Here is a 16,696-nt window from a genome sequence, read left to right as displayed (position 1 = left end):
CTATAGTGACGGAATCGGGGGTGGGAAAATTCCGGCCACCGACGGCGAGAGGAACGATCATGAGCGCGGTGCGAGAGTCGCTGCCCGAGGGGCGTTACGGTCGCTCCGCGGACGAGCGCGCCGACCGCAAGCTCAAGATCACCGGCGCCGTGCTCGGGGCCCTGATGCTGGCCCTGCTGGGCTGGTTCGGCTGGTACTACGTCGTCGACAGCAAGATCAGCGCCCAGGTGATCCGCTTCGAGATCGTCAGTGACGACGAGGTCCAGGTCCACCTGGAGATCCGCAAGGACCAGGACGTGACGGGCGTGTGCACGCTGCGTTCGCAGTCCAAGGACGGCGCCGAGGTCGGTCGCAAGGACGTCCCCGTCGACGAGCCCGGAACCCGGCTCGACAAGATCTACACGGTCCGTACGACCGCGAAGGCGACCAGCGCCGAGCTGCTGGGGTGTACAGCCCGGTAGCGGTGGGTAGGGAGGAAGCGGGCGAGAGCCCCGCCGGGCCACCCCGGTGACCTGGGGTGACGTAAAGCTCGTGGTTTATGTCCTCCCGCTTTTCGCCACTCATTGTTAGGCTCGTGGTTTCGTCCGTTCGAAAGGCGCACGCTTGAAGCAGGAGCTTCGGCGCGCGCCTTCCGTACAGATCGAACCTTTTATTCCCAGTACCTACGAGGAGCACCTGTGACCCAGACCAGCGACAACGTCACCTGGCTCACCCAGGAGGCGTACAACAAGCTCAAGGGTGAGCTTGAGTACCTGTCTGGTCCCGCGCGTACCGAGATCGCCACCAAGATCGCCGCTGCGCGCGAGGAGGGCGACCTGCGCGAGAACGGCGGGTACCACGCGGCCAAGGAAGAGCAGGGCAAGCAGGAACTCCGGGTCCGGCAGCTCACTCAGCTCCTGCAGAACGCCAAGGTCGGCGAGGCCCCGGCGGACGACGGCATCGTCGAGCCCGGCATGGTCGTCACGATCGCCTTCGACGGCGACGAGGACGACACGCTGACCTTCCTGCTCGCCTCCCGCGAGTACGCGAGCGACACCATCGAGACCTACTCGCCGCAGTCCCCGCTCGGCGTCGGCGTCAACGGCAAGAAGGCCGGCGACGACGCGGAGTACGAGCTGCCGAACGGCAAGATGGCCATGGTCAAGATCCTGAGCGCCAAGCCGTACACCGACTGATCCCCGCCGCCTGGCGGACGGACGGGCCGGATCCCCTGACTGGGGGTCCGGCCCGTTCGCGTACCCGGGGCCGGCAGACTTTCCGGCCCCTGGCCCCGTCCCCCGTCCGGCCCTCCGCCCGTCCCCATCGGGCCCCCGCCCCGGCCCCGTTGGGACTCTGCATGCTCATGCAATGATCAAGGAGTCGGCCGGGCGAGGGACAGGGGGACGGACGGATGCTGGGACCGCTGCGCGAGGGTGCGCCACGGCGGATCGGGCCGTACGAGATCCTGGCGCGGCTCGGCGCCGGCGGCATGGGCGAGGTGTACCTGGGCCGCCGGGGCGGGCCGGGCGCGGCGGACGGCACGTACGTCGCCGTCAAGACCGTGCGCCGCGACGTGGCGGGCGAGCCCGCCTTCCGCGACCGCTTCCGCCGTGAGATCCAGGTCGCGCGGCTGGTGCGCAGCGCGTACGCCGCGGCTCCGGTCGGCGGGGACGCCGACACCGGGCTGCCCTGGCTGGCCACCGCGTACGTCCCCGGCCCGAGCCTCTCCCAGGCCGTCCGGCGCGGCGGTCCGCTGCCGGTCGCCACGGTGCGGGCGCTCGGCGCGCGGATCGCCCGCGCGCTCGCCGATCTGCACGCGGCCGGGGTGCTGCACCGCGACCTCAAGCCGGGCAATGTGATGCTCGCCGTGGACGGGCCGCGGCTGATCGATTTCGGTATCGCGCGGGCGGCCGGCGCCACCACCATGACCGCGACCGGGATGATGGTCGGCACGCCCGCCTTCATGTCGCCCGAGCACGTGGCGGGCGCGCGGCGGGTGACCGGCGCGTCGGACGTCTTCTGTCTGGGGTCCGTCCTTTGTTACGCGGCCACCGGCGAGGATCCCTTCGGGGACGGGCCGCTGGCGGCTGTCCTCTATCGCGTCTCGCAGGCCGAGGCGGATCTGGAGCGGGTACCGGAGGAGCTGCGCGCAATCGTCGCCGCCTGTCTGTCCCTCGATCCGGCGGACCGGCCGGATCCCGAGCGGCTGGTGGAGCTGCTCGGTGGCGACGGCGGGCGGATGCCGGCCTGGCCGGAGGCCGTACGGGAGCACATCGGCGCGTACGGGAAGGAACTGGCGCAGCTCGTCGCGGCGGGCGGCCCGCTCCTGGAGGTGCCCGCCACCGGACCCGCCGCCGCGCCCTCCACCACCCCCGGCCACGCCCCCGTACTCGACCCGTACGCCACACCGGACCCGCATGCCGCGCCGACGATGGGGCCCACCGGCGCGCCCGCCGTTCCCGCGGCCGGGCAGCCTCCCCGCCGGCGGCGCCGGGCGCTGCTCGCGGCCGTGGTGGCCCTGGCGGTCGTCGGCGGCGGGCTCGGCGCGTATCTGCTGTGGCCCAAGGCGCGGCCGGAGAGCGGACCGGACCGGGCCGCCCCCGCCTCCCCGGCCCCCGCCGCCGGGCCGCGCGTGCCGGGCGTCGACGACCGGGGGCTGATGGACGCCTCCGGGGTCGTCCCGCAGAACGCCACCCAGCGGCCGGCCGGCTGGAAGCCGTGGCGCGCAAAGCTGTCGGCGCCGGCGTTCGGCTGCTCGGCGAACGAGAAGGCGCTGGTGTGCCGGACGACGGACGGGCGGTACGAGGCGCTGGACCCGGCGAACGGAAAGCCGCTGTGGCAGGCCGACCTGGTCGAGGACGACCAGGCCAACCGCAGTTTCATCTCGCCCACCGGCGGCGTCTTCATCGCCGGAGCGACCGCGCGGCCGGTCGTCCACGACGGGCTCGTCGTCCTGACCTCCGGCGGCCGGGTCCAGGTGCGGGACGCGCGCGGCGGCACGGTCCGGTGGGAGAAGCCGGGCTGGGACCGGACGGTCGAGGCCAGCCGCCCGATCGTCGCCGACGACGCGGTCTTCGTCGTCACCCCGGCTCCCGGGACACGCGATATGAGCCGGACCGGCCTCACCGCGTACGCGCTCGCCGACGGCCGGAAGCTGTGGGAGAAGCAGCTCACCAACGACGATCTCTCGCGCTCGCAGTACAAGGGCTTCGAGCCCGTCGCCTACGCGGCGGGCACGGTGTACGCGCTCAGCGACGGCGGGCTGATCGCGTACGACGCGAAGACCGGTGCCGTCCGCGGCCAGGTCGACGCGGACGCCCGTGACTGCGAGACGATCAAGGTCCTCGGCACGCGCGCGTACTGTGCCGAGATCTCGCACGCGCGCGACGTACCGGAGAAGGCCCATCTCCTCGACGCTTCCTCGCTCGCGACCCAAGCGAGCCTGCCGGCGCCGGTCGCGAAGCTGCGCCCGGCCGTGCTCACCGAGCGGACGGCGGCCGGGTTCGACGACGAGAAGGGCACGCTGAAGGTCTTCGACGCGCGCGACGGCAAGGAGCTGGGTTCCTACGCGGCCACGACCGCGGGCACGACCGCGCGCACGACCGCGGGCACGACCGCACCGGGCGGGCTCGCGCAGGTCTTCTCGCAGCCGCTGCTCGCGGGCGATCAGGTGGTGTACGCGGACTACTCGTCGCTGTACACGGTGCGGCTCGGCAAGGACGGGAAGCCCACCGGACTGCGCACCGTACCCGTCCCGGGGGCGCCGGGCGCGCGGGCCGGGGAGCCGAGCGCGCTGGACTACGCCGAGATGCTGCGCGGCCCGGAGGTGCTGCCGGTCGGCGGGATCGGCTATCTGGTGTACGACCAGGGGGTCGTGACCTCCATGGAACTCCCCCGGTAGCCCTCGCCCCGGCCCGGCCCCGGCTCTGCCCTCGGCCCCTCGGCCCCTTGGCCCCTTGGCCCGCCGGCATCCCTGGTTGCTCCCCGGTCCCGGCTCTGTCCTCGGCCCTCTCTCCGGTCTCCTCTCCATGGAAAGGCGCGTTGACCGTGCTCGAAGCACTGCCCGCCGGGCCGCCCCGGCTCGTCGGCCCCTACCGGCTCCTGGCCCGGCTCGGCGCCGGCGGCATGGGCGAGGTCCATCTGGCCTGCCGGGCGGACGCGCCCACGGCCGATCCGTACCGCATGGTCGCGGTGAAGACCGTCCGCGAGGACCTGGAGGTCGACGGCGACTTCCGGACCCGGTTCCGGCGCGAGATCACGGCGGCGCGGGCGGTGGACAGCCCGTACGCGGCCCGGCTCGTCGACGCGGACGCCGACGCGGCGGCACCGTGGCTGGCGACGGAGTACGTGCCAGGGCCCTCGCTCGCCGAGGCCGTCACCCGGGCCGGTGCGCTGCCCGTCGCGGCCGTACGGGCGCTCGGGGCGGCGCTCGCTCGGGCGCTCGACGCCGTCCACGGGGCGCAGGTGCTGCACCGGGACCTCAAGCCGGCGAACGTCCTGCTCGGCGCGGGCGGGCCGAAGCTGATCGACTTCGGCATCGCGCAGGCCTTCGAGGCGACGGCGCTGACGTCGACGGGGCTGATCGTCGGCTCGCCGGGCTTCATGTCGCCGGAGCACCTGGTGGGCAACCGGGCGGTGGTGCCCGCGTCGGACGTGTTCTGTCTGGGGGCGGTGCTCGCGTTCGCGGCGAGCGGGCGGGGGCCGTTCCACGACGACGAGATGGCGGCGGTGGTCTTCCGGATCAGCCGCGCCGAGGCCGATCTGTCGGGGGTGCCGGAGGAGGTACGTCCGCTGGTGACAGGCTGCCTGCGGCTCGACCCGGCGGAGCGGCCCTCGGCGGCGGAGCTGGTGGGGTTGCTGGAGCGGTCGGAGCCGCCGGGCCCCGGGGCTGGGGCGGGGCCCGGCGGCTTTCCGTGGCCCGGCGGGGTGCTGTCGCTGCTCGCGGAGTACGGGGAGGCGGCCCGGCTCGCCGGGGAGGCGGCCGCGTCGGGTGCGGGCGTGGCGGATCTGCCGACCCTGGGGCCCTCGGTGCCGTACTCCCCCACGGCGGTGGGCGCGCGTCCGGCACAGGCACAGGCACCCGAGCCCGTGGCGCGGCGGCGGCCCTGGGGCGCGATCACGGCGGGCGCGGTCGCGGTGGCGGTGCTCGCGACGTCGGGCGCGGTGCTGCTCGGCCGGCAGGAGGATCCTGCCGATGCGGGGGCGAAGGGGCCGTCGGCCGGCGCCGGAAACCCCAGGCCGGGGTCCGGGTCCGCCGCCGCGCCGAAGGTCTTGGACCATGTGGTCCTGCCGTACGGCGGGGAGGGGCACACGGGCGACTTCGGGAAGGCGGGCACGGACCGCGCGGCCCGGCCGGCCGGCTGGTCGCCGTGGGCGACGAAAACGGACCCGGGGATGAACGCCTGCGCCCTCACGCCGAAGACGCTCGTGTGCACCGGGGGCGGCGGCGCGGCGCTCGGGCTGCGGGCGTCGGACGGCACCAAGGTCTGGTCGGTGGCGCCCCGGATCGCGCCGGAGGACTTCGGGGTGCCGTCGTCGGCGGGCCATCCGGCGGTCGTCGGCGACACCGTGTACGTCACCGGCCGGGCCGGGGTGACGGCGTACGGGGCCGACGACGGCAAGGAACGCGGCAAGGTCCCGGCGCCCGGCCCCGAGTGGGCGCCGAAGGGCTCCGACCTGCTGGACGGGGTCCTCTACACCAGTTATCTCCACCGCGCCGACGAGAGCCGGGGCCTGGCGACGGCGGTGCGGCTGGACGGCAAGGGCGGCGGCAAGGAGCTGTGGCGGCGGGAGCTCGGCGGGATCCCCGAGCAGGTGGTCGCCGCCCGGGGGCACCTGTACGTGACGGTCAGCGGTGTGGTGCCGGTGGCGCTCGACGCGGCGACCGGCGAGGAGACCGCCCGGGGCGCGCGGGGTGTCGAGTGCGCCACGATGGTCGTACACCGGGACGCGGTGCTCTGCCGCACCTCCCAGGACGGCGGCATTCCCGTGCTCGACGCCGACATGCTCAAGCCGAGGCGCACCCTCGCCGCCGGTGTCCCGGTCAGTGGCGGTCCGACGGTGAACGCGGACGGCACGGTGGCGGTGGTGGGCGGCCACGACCGCCGCACCCTGTTCACGTACGACCTGGCGAGCGGCCGTGAACTGCGGCGCGCGCAGGGCACCCCGGCGGAGACGATGGACGCGGCCTTCTTCGCGGGCGACCGGGTGCTGGCCTCCGGCAGGCAGGTGACGCAGTCCTTCCCGGTCTCCGGACAGGCGGAGCCGGTGCCCCGCACCCGTAACGCCCCGCTCCCCGCCGACGTCGACGCGCTGTCCCTGACCCGCTCCGAGGCCGTGATCAGCGGCGGGGCCCTCTTCCAGCCCTTCGACGGCCTGATCGTCTCCGGCTATCTGCCGTGATCCGGTCCGGCCGTCGTCGCCTCGGGCCTCCGGACCGGCGGGCGCGCCGAAGCGGTGGGGCGCCGAAGCGGTGGGGCGCCGAAGCGGCGGCCGTGGCCCACCGGGCGGTCATCGGGCGGCGGCCTCCCGGCGGAGCGCCGGCCGCAGGACGCCCACGACCAGCACGACCAGCACGACTGCCACGATCACCGGCGCCACGAGCTGCCAGGGAATGCCGCACCACACCGCGGGCAGCCCCACGCCGAAGGTGGCCCCCAGGTTGGTGAAGAACAGCACCTTGCCGGACCCGCTCCAAGTGAAGCGCCCGAGACGGTGCGGCGCCACGAGGCGTACCGCGCCGAAGACGAGGCAGACCATCGCGAACAGGCCGAGGCTCGCGCCCCCGGCGGCGATCATCTGGGGCTCGTCGCGCGGCTCGTCGGAGGTCTTCTGCCGGACCCCGTCCTTGGTGAGCGCGACGACATCGCCGCGCCAGACCGTGCCGACGACCTTGTCGCCGGCACGAAGCGTGTCCAGGAGAGGTCCCGGATCGCCGAAGGCCAGCTCGCCCTGGAACCGCGCGCTGTCGACGGTCGCCCGGTACTTGCTGTTCTTGCCCCCGCGCTCGACCACCGTGTCCACGACGCCGAACTCGACGTCCCGCAGACAGTTCTCCCGCCACGCGTCCGGCGCTGAGCCGGCCGCGCAGCGCTCGGCCGCGCGGTACTCCTCGTAGCGTGCGACGTCGGCGGGCAGCCAGTCGGTGAAGGCGAGGACGCAGCCTGACGCCAAGAACAGGGACACCGCGATCAGCAGCAGTCCCCAGACCCGCCTCACCCCGGCCCGGACAGCCGTCACTTCCCTTGGCCCGGTCATCTCACACCCACCCCCCAAAAAAAGGCCGGGCGCCCCGGCCTCCCGGTGCATCCTCCTCCGCCGGAAACCGGCCCTGTCATGCGGGCCCCAGGCAGACAGCGCGGCGCTTCCCTGCCGGAAACGGGCAGTCGGCTGGTGCGTCCCTCCGCTCCGGGGACGGCGTCCGCCTCCCGCCCTCCCACCCTTCCGGCTTCCCCGCTGCCCACACCGCCCAGCGGAGCCACGACTCGACTCCAGACCTCACATTATCGCGATACATCGCGACACACAAGCCCTCTCGGGGCCCCAGCCGGCCCCCTCAGGCCATCACCGGATACCCCGCGTCCCGCAGCGCCGCCGTGACCTCCTCGCAGTGCTCGGGCCCCTTCGTCTCCAGGTGCAGTTCCACCTCGGCCTCCGTCAGGCCCAGGCGGGGATCGGTCCGTACGTGACTCACGTCCAGCACGTTCGCGTCCGCGACCGTCAGCACCGCGAGCAGGGTCGCGAGCGCGCCCGGGCGGTCCGTGACCCGCAGCCTCAGGCTCATGTAGCGCCCCGCGGCGGCCATGCCGTGCCGCAGCACGCGTTGCAGCAGCAGCGGGTCGACGTTGCCGCCCGACAGCACCGCCACCACCGGCCCCCGCCCCCGGAACGCCGCCGGATCGGCCAGCAGCGCCGCCACCGGGCTCGCCCCGGCAGGCTCCACCACCAGCTTCGCCCGCTCCAGACAGAGCAGCAGCGCCGAGGAGATCGCGTCCTCGGAGACGGTGCGGATCTCGTCCACGTACTTCCGCACCAGGGCGAACGGCACGTCGCCGGGCCGCCCCACCCTGATCCCGTCGGCCATCGTCACCGGCGCCTCGACCGCGACCGGATGCCCGGCCGCCAGGGAAGGCGGATAGGCCGCCGCGCCCTCCGCCTGGACGCCGATCACCCGTACGTCGGGGCGCAGCGACTTCACGGCGAGCGCGATGCCGGCCACCAGCCCGCCACCCCCGACGCCGACCACGATCGTGCGCACCTCCGGGCACTGCTCCAGGATCTCCAGGCCGACCGTGCCCTGCCCGGCGACGACGTCGGGGTGGTCGAAGGGGTGGACGAGGACCGCCCCTGTCTCGCGCGCGTACGCCTCGGCCTCGGCGAGCGCCTCGTCGACGACGTGCCCCGTCAGCCGTACGTCCGCCCCGTACGCGCGCGTGGCGGCCACCTTCGGCAGGGGCGCGCCCAGCGGCATGAAGACCGTCGCGGGCACCCCGAGCAGCCCCGAGGCGAGCGCCACCCCCTGCGCGTGGTTGCCGGCCGAGGCCGCCACCACCCCGGCCGCCCGCTGCCCGGGCCGCAGCCCCGCGATCCGCGTGTACGCGCCGCGCACCTTGAACGAGCCGGTCCGCTGGAGGTTCTCGCACTTGAGGTGCACCGGCCCCGCCACCAGCTCGGACAGGTGACGGCCCCCTTCCATCGGGGTCGTACGGGCCACTCCGGCGAGCGTCTTGCGGGCCCTGAGTACGTCGTCCAGGACCACGGAGTCCGGCACCGCGAAGTCCGCCCCGGCGGCCGACGCCCGGTCCGGTGCCGCGCCCGCTCCTCGCCCGGAAACCACCCCCGGGCCGGTGCCCCGATCGGACCCCCGACCGGCGTCCGGACCGGCGTCCGGCCGCCGTGCCCCCCTTGGCTCCCCGGGCCGGCCGCCGGAGCGCTCGTCCCCGGATCCGGGGAGGTCGGACGTGCCGAAGCTCATGGCCGCAGTCTCGCAGTCCAGCGGCGTCCCGGCCTGTCGGCCGGGCGGGCGCCCTACCCCGTTCACACCGTTTCATGCAGGCCCGGTACGCATCTGATCCGGTCCGCGTACTCTGTCCCCCACCAACAGCCCTCCGAACGAGAGAGCCCTCACAGCCATGCCCTCGTCTCCGGACATGACGACAGCGCTCGACCCCGGCCTCCTCGACGCCCTCCAGCACCAAGTGGCCGTCTTCGCCCGGAGGGCCGAGCAGACCCGCCTCGCGGGCACCGGCCAGCTGCGCACCTCGATGGACCGCGCCGCGTATCTGCTGCTCAACCGGCTCGACCTGGAAGGCCCGATGGGGGTGAAGGCGCTCGCCGCCGGCATGGGCATCGACTCCTCGACGGTCACGCGCCAGGTCGCCCCGCTCGTCGACACGGGCCTGGTCAAGCGGGCCTCGCACCCCGAGGACGGGCGTGCCGTGGTGCTCGAACTGTCGGCGCGCGGCCGAACCCGTCTGGAGGAGGTCCGCGACTCGCGCCGCCAGCTGATGGCGGAGGTCACGGAGGGCTGGTCGGCGGACGAGCGGGAGTCGTTCTGCACCCTGCTCACCCGCTTCAACTCGGCTTTGTCCGCACGGCAGTCGGGCGCTCTGCTCCAGGCTCCCGACACGCAGTCCGTACCGACGTCTTGACCCAGGCGCGGCACTGTCCTCAGATGAGGATGTGCGCGAGTCGAACAGGGACCGATTCGGCAGCCGCGGCGGCGGCGGCCGGAGCGGCAACGGGGGCCGGAACAAAGGCGGGTCCAAGGCCGGGGCCAAGGGTGGGCAGCGCTCGGCCCGGGCCCTCCTCAGGAGCGTCGCGGGGACGGGTGCGGGTACGGGCACGGGTGCGGGTAGAGGCGCGGACAGGGGTACGGGCGCGGGTGCCCGGCCGGGATCCGGGCCGATGCCGGCCCCCGGGCTGGAACCGGGCGCCGAGAACGCCGCCCGCACCCGGGAGTTCAGCGGGTTCGTGGCCGGGGCGGCCGGTCGGCTGTTGCAGGCCGCGACCCTGCTGACCACCGAGCCCGCCCAGGACAATCCGCTGGCCCAGGAGCTCCTGACCGCCGCGCTGGCGCACACCTACGCCCGCTGGGACCGGCTGCGCGGCGAGGACCCGTACAACGTGACCCGCGCCGATCTCGCCACCCGTTTCGCCCGCGCCGCCTGGCGCCATCACCGCGGCCGGGGCGGGGTGCTGTCGGCGCTCGCCCCGCAGGAACGTCTCGTCGTGGTCCTGCGGCTGCACGAGGGGGTCGCCGAGGAGCAGACGGCGGCACTGCTCGGGCTGCCCGAGGAACGGATCCGAGCGGTCTGCGCCCGCTCCGTGAGCCGGCTGCGGGCGGCCTCGTGAACCGCCACGAACGCAAGGAGGACGAGGTCCGCCGGATGCTGGACGGCTCCCACCCGCATGTCCCCGGCGACCTCGGCGGCCGGGCCGTGACCCGCGGGATCCGGCTGCTGCGGCGGGACCGGGTGGTGCGGCGGATCTGGTGGGGGCTGATCGCGGTGGCGGTCGTCGCGTTCGTCGTCTGGGCGTCGGTGGCGCACCCCTGGGAGGTGCCGCCGGCGGGGACGACGCCTCCGCTCGACGGCATATGACAGCACATGGCTGTGCCTGACAGTGCCTGACGGCTTCCGCCTGTTGACATCGGACGGCATATGACAGACCGGCCGGCCGTGGCCCTCTGCCGTACAACCGCTGCACGACCGCCGTACGCCTGGCATATGACCGTCGTGCGGCCTCGTACGGCCCGCACGACGGTCATATGCCATCCGGTACGTCGTTCCAGCCGTACGTACGGTGCGGGTCCCCGGCCGAAGCCGAGGAGCCCGCACCATGACCGGCCGACCCGCCGGCCGGCCGGCTGACCCGCCAGGGACCGGGACTAGCCCAGCGCCTCGCGCAGGTCCGCCAGCAGGTCGTCGACGTTCTCGATGCCGACCGACAGCCGGACGAGGTCCGCCGGGACCTCCAGGGCCGAACCGGCCGCGCTCGCGTGCGTCATCCGGCCCGGGTGCTCGATCAGCGACTCGACGCCGCCCAGGGACTCGCCCAGGGTGAACAGCTTGGCGCGGTTGCAGACCTGCACCGCCGCCTCCTCGCCGCCCTCGACGCGGAAGGAGATCATGCCGCCGAAGGAACGCATCTGCTTGGCCGCGATCTCGTGCCCGGGGTGCTCGGCGAGACCCGGGTAGAGGACCTGCGTGACCTTCGGGTGCCGGGTCAGCATCTCGGCGACCTTGGTCGCGTTCTCGCTGTGCCGGTCCATGCGCACCGCGAGCGTCTTGATGCCGCGCAGCACGATCCAGGAGTCGAAGGGGCCGGCCACGGCACCCATCGCGTTCTGGTGGTAGGCGAGCTCCTCGCCGAGTGCCACGTCGGCCGTCACCAGGGCACCGCCGACGACGTCGGAGTGGCCGCCCATGTACTTGGTGAGGGAGTGCACGACGACGTCCGCGCCGAGCGCGAGCGGCTGCTGGAGGTACGGGGAGGCGAAGGTGTTGTCGACGACGAGCTTCACCCCGGCCTCGGCGGCCACGCCCGCCACGGCCTCGATGTCGGTGATGCCGAGCAGCGGGTTGGAGGGCGTCTCGACCCAGATCAGCTTGGTGCGGTCGGTGAGGGCCGCGCGCACGGACGCGAGGTCGGAGGTGTCGGCGACGGAGAAGTCGACACCCCAGCGCTGCACCACCTTCGCGAAGAGACGGAACGTGCCGCCGTACGCGTCGTTGGGAATGACCACGTGGTCGCCCGGGGACAGCAGGGTGCGCAGGAGGCAGTCCTCGGCGGCGAGGCCGGAGGCGAAGGCGAGGCCGCGGTGGCCGCCTTCGAGGGCCGCGAGGTTCTCCTCCAGGGCGGTACGGGTCGGGTTGGCGCTGCGGCTGTACTCGTAGCCGCCGCGCAGTCCGCCCACGCCGTCCTGCTTGTAGGTGGACACCTGGTAGATGGGCGGGACGACCGCGCCGGTCAGCGGGTCGGCGGTGTTGCCCGCATGGATGGCGCGGGTCTCGAAACTCTGGTGACTGTGCTGGTCGCTCATGGTGAAGGAGCGTAGCCGTGCGGGGCCCCGGGCCGCCGGGAGTCTCACCCTTCGTACGGAACAATGGACGCATGGAGATTCTCTGGTTCCTGATCGCGGTCGCGATGATCGTCGGTGTTCTGGGCCCCTTCGCCCTGCGTCGCGGGCGCGGGCGTGGCCGCGGCGTCATCCGGCAGGTGGCCCCGGGCTCGCCCGACGCGGCGGATCCGGAGGCGTACGGGTTCCTGCGCCAGGAGGATCAGGACGTACGGCTGCCGGGGCCGGACCGGGATCTTCTCGACGTCCTCGATGTCGTCCGGGCGACGCAGGACTGGCGGGCCGCCTCGCAGCTGCTCAAGGGCACGGCGCGGGAAGGTGAGGTTCGCTGGCAGCGGGTCCAGTCCTTCGCCGGCGCGGCGTCCCTCGAACTGGCGGAGCGGCCGGGCGTCGGCGGCGCGTGGCTGCGCTCGTGGCACGCCGAGGCTCCGGAGGACCCGGGCGGCGCGCAGGTGTACGCGGAGTTCCTGGTGCAGCAGGCGTTCCGGACGGCGTCGACCGGCAGCAAGGACTTCCAGGTCATCCTGGACGAGGCGCGCAGCGAGTGCCGGCGGGCGGCGGCGCTGACGCCGGAGGATGTCGTCCCGTACGTCTCGCAGCTCGCTGTGGCGCGCGGACTCGGCTACTCCGGCGAGGAGTTCGACCGGCTGTGGGCGCAGGTCATCGACCGCGCTCCGGCGCACATGGGGGCGCATCTGGCGGCGTTGCTGTACTGGTGCGAGAAGTGGCACGGTTCGCGCGCCGACGCGGACCGGTTCGCGACCACGGCCGCCGCGCGCGCCCCGCACGGATCGCTGCTCGCCGCGCTGCCGCTGTTCGCGGTCTTCGAGAACCGGCCGGAGATCGTGGTCGGCGTCGACTTCTACCGCACCGCCGTGGTCACCAAGGCCGTCGAGGGTGCGATGTACGCGGTCCACTCGGCCCGGCCGGACGACCCGATGCTGGCGCACGTACGCCATCTGCTGGTGCCCTTCCTGATGGGCGCGGAGCGCTGGGCCGAGGCGATGGCGCTGTTCGTGCGGGTGGACGGGTACGTGGGCGCGCTGCCGTGGACGCTGGAGGAGGACCCGGCGGCGGCGTACACGGCGCGCCGGAATCTGGTGGTCGCGGAGTACGAGTCGGACGGCGGGAGTCCGGCGGCGCTGCGCGGCTGACGGGGCGAGGGCGCTGCGGCGGGGGCGCTGCGGCGGGGGCGCTGCGGCCGACGGGCGGGGGCGCTGCGGCCGACGGGCCGGGGCGCTGCGGGCTGAGCACCGAGGGCTGATGAGGCGGGGGCGCGGCGGGGGCGGCCGGGCAGGTCGCGGGGAATCCTCCGGGTGCGGGGCACGTTGTTCCTTTCGCGCCGCCACCGCCGAGGAGAGATGCCCTATGTTCCTGTCCCGCCCCACCCCCGTCCTCCCCACCGCCGACCAGGCCCTGCCCGGGCGCGCCGGGCTCGCGTTCCCCGTCCCCGAGCGCCACACCGTCCTCGGTACCCGGCTGCTCGGCCCGTATCCGGAAGGCCTGGAGGTGGCGGACTTCGCCCTGGGCTGTTTCTGGGGCGCCGAGCGGAAGTTCTGGCAGACGGAGGGCGTCCACACGACCCTCGCCGGCTACCAGGGCGGATTCACCGCGTACCCGCTGTACGAGGAGGTCTGCTCGGGCCTCACCGGTCACACCGAGGTCGTCCGGGTCGTCTTCGACCCGTCCGTGGTGTCGTACGAGCGCCTGCTGAAGCTGTTCTGGGAGTCCCACGACCCGACCCAGGGCTACCGTCAGGGCAATGACGTCGGCACCCAGTACCGCTCGGCCGTCTTCACCCACTCCCCCGCCCAGGCCGCTGCGGCCGAGGCCTCCCGCGACTCCTACCAGGGCGTCCTGACCGCCGCCGGCCACGGCGCGATCACCACCACGATCGAGCCCGCCGACGCCCACGCCTTCTACCCGGCCGAGGCGTACCACCAGCAGTACCTCGACAAGAACCCGGCGGGCTACTGCGGCATCGGCGGGACGGGTGTGTCCTGCCCGATCGGTGTGGCGAAGGCCGACGGCTGATCCCACCGCCGGCCCCTGGCACCCGCTTCCACTTGTCCGGCCGTGTCCGGCTGCGTCGGGCCGTGTCCGGCTGCGTCGGGCCGTGTCCGGCTGCGTCGGGCCGTGTCCGGTCGCGTCCGGCCTGCCGTCTCAGGCCGCCGGGTCCGTCACCTGGCGGCGGGTGGTGAGCACCACCAGGCCGCCGACGACGGCGAGGCCCGCGAGGACGGCGCCGAAGAGCGTGGCGCCGTTCGTCAGGCCCACCGCGTCGCTGAGGTAGCCGGCCGAGACGGGCAGGACGCCGGCGAGGAGATACCCGCCCACGTTGAGGGCGGCATTGGCCTCGGCGAGGCGCCGCGCCGGGACGCCGCTGTTGAGCAGGGACAGGCCGCCGAGCTGTCCCATGCCCTGGCCGGCGCCGGCCAGCAGTGCGGCGAGGACGAGCAGCGCGACCGCCGAGGTGTGGACGGCGGTGATCAGCAGAACCATGCCCAGGGTGGTGCTCAGCGCGCCGGCCACCAGGATGGTGCGGCGGCTTCGCCGCTGGACGGCGAACTGGACGCCGGTCGCGGTGAGGAACATGGCGAACGCCATGGCGCCCGCGACGGTCCGGTTCGTGGTGCCGAGCAGCCCGGACAGCAGGGACGGGCCGAGCGAGAGCACGAAGGACGTGGCCGTGATCCCGGGCGCGAAGACCGCGATGCCGAGGGCGAGCTGACGGCGTGCGTCCTTCGGTACGCCGGGGACCCGCACCCACGCGCCCCCGCCCGCCCTCGTCGCGGGGCGGTGCAGCGGCATGCGCAGCACGCAGAGCACCGCGCTGAGCAGGAGCACCGCCTCGACGACGAACACGGTGACCGTCGGCGCGGGCGCCACCTCCGAGAGCAGCCCGGAGAGCAGCGGGCCGAGCCCGGCCCCGAAGACCATCGCGCAGGAGGCGAGGAGCGCCGCGATCCGCCGCCGCTCGGGCCCGGCGACGTCGGTCACCGCCGCCATGCCGGCCGAGACGACGGCCCCGACCGCGATGCCGGTGCAGAGCCGGGCCACGATCAGCGCGGCCACGCTGCCGGCGGTCGCGAAGACCAGGCAGGCGGTGAGGGCGAGCGCCAGCGCGGGCAGCAGGACAGGTTTGCGGCCGATCCGGTCGGACACGACGCCGGAGACCAGCAGCGAGCCGATGAGGCCGACGATGTAGAAGGCGAACACCACGGTCAGGGTGCCCTTGGAGAACCCGATGTCGCGCTGCCACAGCACGTACAGCGGGGTGGCCGCGTTCGAGAGGACGAAGACGGCCGTGACCGGCCACGCGGCCAGCCAGATCCAGCGCAGCGGCGCCGGGACGGCGGGGCTGGCGAGGCCGGCGGGGCCGGCGGGGCTGGCGGGGCCGGCGGGGCTGGCGGGGCTGGCGGGATGGGGACTGCCACCTCGGCGCTCCTGCGTCCTGCGCGCCTCTCGGACGCCCTGGGCCTCTCGGAGTCCCCGGGCTAACGCGCTCCTGGTTCCGGACATGCCGACTCCTCCCGACGGCTCGCCGCCGGACACACCGGCAGCAGTACGAGTGGAGTCGAACTTAGCATGCAGTACGATCGAACTCGTACTGAGAATCGGCCATCGCGCCCCGAGCGACCCGCCACAGCGGCGCGCCACAGCGACACATCGCGCGCCATGAATCCGAGGAGCCACTCATGTCCACACCCCCCGCCGTCAAGGTGCTCCCCGAGCCGTCCGGCCTGCCCGAACCACTCCCGGAGCCCGCGCTCGACGAGCTGCGCCTGGAGACGGTCCTCGGCGCGCTCAGCGACCCGCTGCGGCTGACGATCGTCCGCAAACTCCTCCTGGAATCGGAGGACTTCGACCACACCTGCGGCTGGTTCGGGCTCGACCGGCCCAAGTCGTCGCTGACGCACCATTTCAAGGCGCTGCGCGAGGCGGGGATCACCCGGCAGCGTCAGTACGGGCTCGAACGCCGCAGCCACGTACGCGTAGCCGACCTGAACGCCCGGTTCCCCGGACTGCTCGCCCTGGTGGCGGCCTGGACCCCGGCCCCGGTCCCACCCACGGCCTGACGGCCTGACGGCCTGGCGAAGAGGCGAGGTCGGACGTACGCGGCCCACCCCGGCCCGGCTCACGCGAACTCGCCTCGGCCCGGCCCGCCTCGGCCCGGCACGGATCCGCTCAGCGCGACGCCGCGCGCAGCTTCGCCGCCGTCGCCGCCGGCTCGTAACCGTCCGGGACGCCGTCGATCAGGATGATGTCGCCGGGCATATGCCGGGCGCGCAGCGGGATGAGCGCCTGGTAGGGCTCGGAGGCGTACCAGGCGCGCGCCGCGGCGTAGTCCGGGAAGGAGATCATGACGACATCGCCGGGCCACTCGCCCTCGATGGTCTCGCGCCGGGGCGCGCCGTGGATGAGGAACCGGCCGCCGAAGGGGTCGAGGGTGCCCTGGATGCCCTCGATGTAGTCGAGGACGTCCTTGTTCGGGGCGGTCGTCGGATACAGACGGGCAATCGCGTATGCGGTCATATGAAAAGCATGCCGGGGCATGTCCCGCGGGGTCGATTACCCCGGAAGTCATGCCCCGGCATATGCCTGTTGGAGAGGCTCGGGCCTCAGCTCAGGAGGCCC

General features: G+C 73.9%; 15 protein-coding genes. 10 read left to right on the top strand and 5 right to left on the bottom strand.

What is annotated here, in order from left to right; all coding sequences use genetic code 11:
- The first annotated feature begins 59 nt into the window (after positions 1-59).
- The 4 genes from ACGFRB_RS16140 to ACGFRB_RS16125 all read left to right on the top strand — a co-directional run bounded on the left by ACGFRB_RS16140 (position 60) and on the right by ACGFRB_RS16125 (position 6,381).
- The gene (locus ACGFRB_RS16140; protein ID WP_363012541.1) at positions 60-461 is read left to right on the top strand and encodes a DUF4307 domain-containing protein; all 402 of its coding nucleotides are present in this window, start codon (positions 60-62) and stop codon (positions 459-461) included.
- A gap of 216 nt (positions 462-677) precedes the next feature.
- A complete protein-coding gene (gene greA, locus ACGFRB_RS16135; RefSeq protein WP_363012540.1) occupies positions 678-1,175 on the top strand; it encodes a transcription elongation factor GreA in 498 nt (165 codons plus the stop codon).
- A 215-nt stretch (positions 1,176-1,390) separates the two neighbouring features.
- On the top strand, positions 1,391-3,880 hold the full coding sequence (locus ACGFRB_RS16130; RefSeq protein WP_393243490.1) for a serine/threonine-protein kinase: 2,490 nt from the start codon (positions 1,391-1,393) through the stop codon (positions 3,878-3,880).
- A gap of 146 nt (positions 3,881-4,026) precedes the next feature.
- The gene (locus ACGFRB_RS16125; protein ID WP_393243665.1) at positions 4,027-6,381 is read left to right on the top strand and encodes a protein kinase; all 2,355 of its coding nucleotides are present in this window, start codon (positions 4,027-4,029) and stop codon (positions 6,379-6,381) included.
- Between the two features lie 108 nt (positions 6,382-6,489).
- Here ACGFRB_RS16125 and ACGFRB_RS16120 read toward each other — a convergent pair whose 3' ends face one another.
- On the bottom strand, positions 6,490-7,236 hold the full coding sequence (locus tag ACGFRB_RS16120) for a hypothetical protein (RefSeq protein ID WP_393243488.1): 747 nt from the start codon (positions 7,234-7,236) through the stop codon (positions 6,490-6,492).
- A gap of 298 nt (positions 7,237-7,534) precedes the next feature.
- Positions 7,535-8,749 (bottom strand): threonine ammonia-lyase, encoded by a 1,215-nt coding sequence (ilvA, locus tag ACGFRB_RS16115; protein WP_393243486.1) that lies wholly within the window; start codon positions 8,747-8,749, stop codon positions 7,535-7,537.
- Positions 8,750-9,110: 361 nt separating this feature from the next.
- Between ilvA and ACGFRB_RS16110 the strand changes: the two genes are divergently transcribed.
- From ACGFRB_RS16110 to ACGFRB_RS16100, 3 genes are all read left to right on the top strand, one after another.
- Positions 9,111-9,629, top strand: coding sequence for a MarR family winged helix-turn-helix transcriptional regulator (locus ACGFRB_RS16110; protein WP_393243484.1), 519 nt, complete (start codon positions 9,111-9,113; stop codon positions 9,627-9,629).
- 256 nt (positions 9,630-9,885) lie between these two features.
- Entirely contained in the window at positions 9,886-10,332 is a 447-nt protein-coding gene (locus ACGFRB_RS16105) for a sigma factor-like helix-turn-helix DNA-binding protein (protein WP_393243482.1), read from the top strand.
- Complete coding sequence (locus tag ACGFRB_RS16100; RefSeq protein WP_363006990.1) at positions 10,329-10,580, top strand: hypothetical protein; 252 nt, start codon at positions 10,329-10,331, stop codon at positions 10,578-10,580. Before ACGFRB_RS16105 ends, ACGFRB_RS16100 begins: the two co-directional genes overlap by 4 nt.
- 287 nt (positions 10,581-10,867) lie before the next feature.
- On the opposite strand, the gene ACGFRB_RS16095 is transcribed toward ACGFRB_RS16100, so the two are convergent.
- Positions 10,868-12,022, bottom strand: a complete 1,155-nt coding sequence (locus ACGFRB_RS16095; RefSeq protein ID WP_363006988.1) for a cystathionine gamma-synthase — start codon at positions 12,020-12,022, stop codon at positions 10,868-10,870.
- A gap of 71 nt (positions 12,023-12,093) precedes the next feature.
- Here ACGFRB_RS16095 and ACGFRB_RS16090 point away from each other — a divergent pair, with 71 nt between their 5' ends.
- Together ACGFRB_RS16090 and msrA are read left to right on the top strand one after the other, a co-directional pair.
- Positions 12,094-13,212: a hypothetical protein gene (locus ACGFRB_RS16090; protein ID WP_393243479.1), complete on the top strand. Its 1,119-nt coding sequence runs from the start codon at positions 12,094-12,096 to the stop codon at positions 13,210-13,212.
- Between the two features lie 214 nt (positions 13,213-13,426).
- On the top strand, positions 13,427-14,092 hold the full coding sequence (gene msrA / locus ACGFRB_RS16085) for a peptide-methionine (S)-S-oxide reductase MsrA (protein WP_363006984.1): 666 nt from the start codon (positions 13,427-13,429) through the stop codon (positions 14,090-14,092).
- A gap of 129 nt (positions 14,093-14,221) precedes the next feature.
- Here the strand turns inward: msrA and ACGFRB_RS16080 are convergent, their stop codons facing one another.
- A complete protein-coding gene (locus ACGFRB_RS16080) occupies positions 14,222-15,580 on the bottom strand; it encodes an MFS transporter (protein WP_393243477.1) in 1,359 nt (452 codons plus the stop codon).
- A 176-nt stretch (positions 15,581-15,756) separates the two neighbouring features.
- Here ACGFRB_RS16080 and ACGFRB_RS16075 point away from each other — a divergent pair, with 176 nt between their 5' ends.
- The gene (locus ACGFRB_RS16075) at positions 15,757-16,137 is read left to right on the top strand and encodes a helix-turn-helix transcriptional regulator (protein WP_363006980.1); all 381 of its coding nucleotides are present in this window, start codon (positions 15,757-15,759) and stop codon (positions 16,135-16,137) included.
- Between the two features lie 109 nt (positions 16,138-16,246).
- Here ACGFRB_RS16075 and ACGFRB_RS16070 read toward each other — a convergent pair whose 3' ends face one another.
- Positions 16,247-16,594 carry a DUF1330 domain-containing protein gene (locus ACGFRB_RS16070; RefSeq protein ID WP_393243475.1) on the bottom strand — a complete coding sequence of 116 codons (348 nt, stop codon included), beginning with the start codon at positions 16,592-16,594 and terminating at the stop codon, positions 16,247-16,249.
- Positions 16,595-16,696: the final 102 nt, after the last annotated feature.

This window comes from Streptomyces sp. NPDC048718 (genome assembly GCF_043198875.1).
Lineage (GTDB): Bacteria > Actinomycetota > Actinomycetes > Streptomycetales > Streptomycetaceae > Streptomyces.
The sequence above is the reverse complement of the archived record's forward strand: the minus strand, read 5'-3'. Positions and strand labels throughout refer to the sequence as shown.

Excerpts from the sequence above, each read along its gene's own strand:
- ACGFRB_RS16140 (WP_363012541.1), top strand. The coding sequence starts at position 60 with ATGAGCGCGGTGCGAGAGTCGCTGCCCGAGGGGCGTTACGGTCGCTCC.
- ACGFRB_RS16130 (WP_393243490.1), top strand. The coding sequence starts at position 1,391 with ATGCTGGGACCGCTGCGCGAGGGTGCGCCACGGCGGATCGGGCCGTAC.
- ACGFRB_RS16120 (WP_393243488.1), bottom strand. The coding sequence starts at position 7,236 with ATGACCGGGCCAAGGGAAGTGACGGCTGTCCGGGCCGGGGTGAGGCGG.
- ACGFRB_RS16110 (WP_393243484.1), top strand. The coding sequence starts at position 9,111 with ATGCCCTCGTCTCCGGACATGACGACAGCGCTCGACCCCGGCCTCCTC.
- ACGFRB_RS16105 (WP_393243482.1), top strand. The coding sequence starts at position 9,886 with ATGCCGGCCCCCGGGCTGGAACCGGGCGCCGAGAACGCCGCCCGCACC.
- ACGFRB_RS16095 (WP_363006988.1), bottom strand. The coding sequence starts at position 12,022 with ATGAGCGACCAGCACAGTCACCAGAGTTTCGAGACCCGCGCCATCCAT.
- ACGFRB_RS16090 (WP_393243479.1), top strand. The coding sequence starts at position 12,094 with ATGGAGATTCTCTGGTTCCTGATCGCGGTCGCGATGATCGTCGGTGTT.
- msrA (WP_363006984.1), top strand. The coding sequence starts at position 13,427 with ATGTTCCTGTCCCGCCCCACCCCCGTCCTCCCCACCGCCGACCAGGCC.
- ACGFRB_RS16080 (WP_393243477.1), bottom strand. The coding sequence starts at position 15,580 with ATGTCCGGAACCAGGAGCGCGTTAGCCCGGGGACTCCGAGAGGCCCAG.
- ACGFRB_RS16075 (WP_363006980.1), top strand. The coding sequence starts at position 15,757 with ATGTCCACACCCCCCGCCGTCAAGGTGCTCCCCGAGCCGTCCGGCCTG.
- ACGFRB_RS16070 (WP_393243475.1), bottom strand. The coding sequence starts at position 16,594 with ATGACCGCATACGCGATTGCCCGTCTGTATCCGACGACCGCCCCGAAC.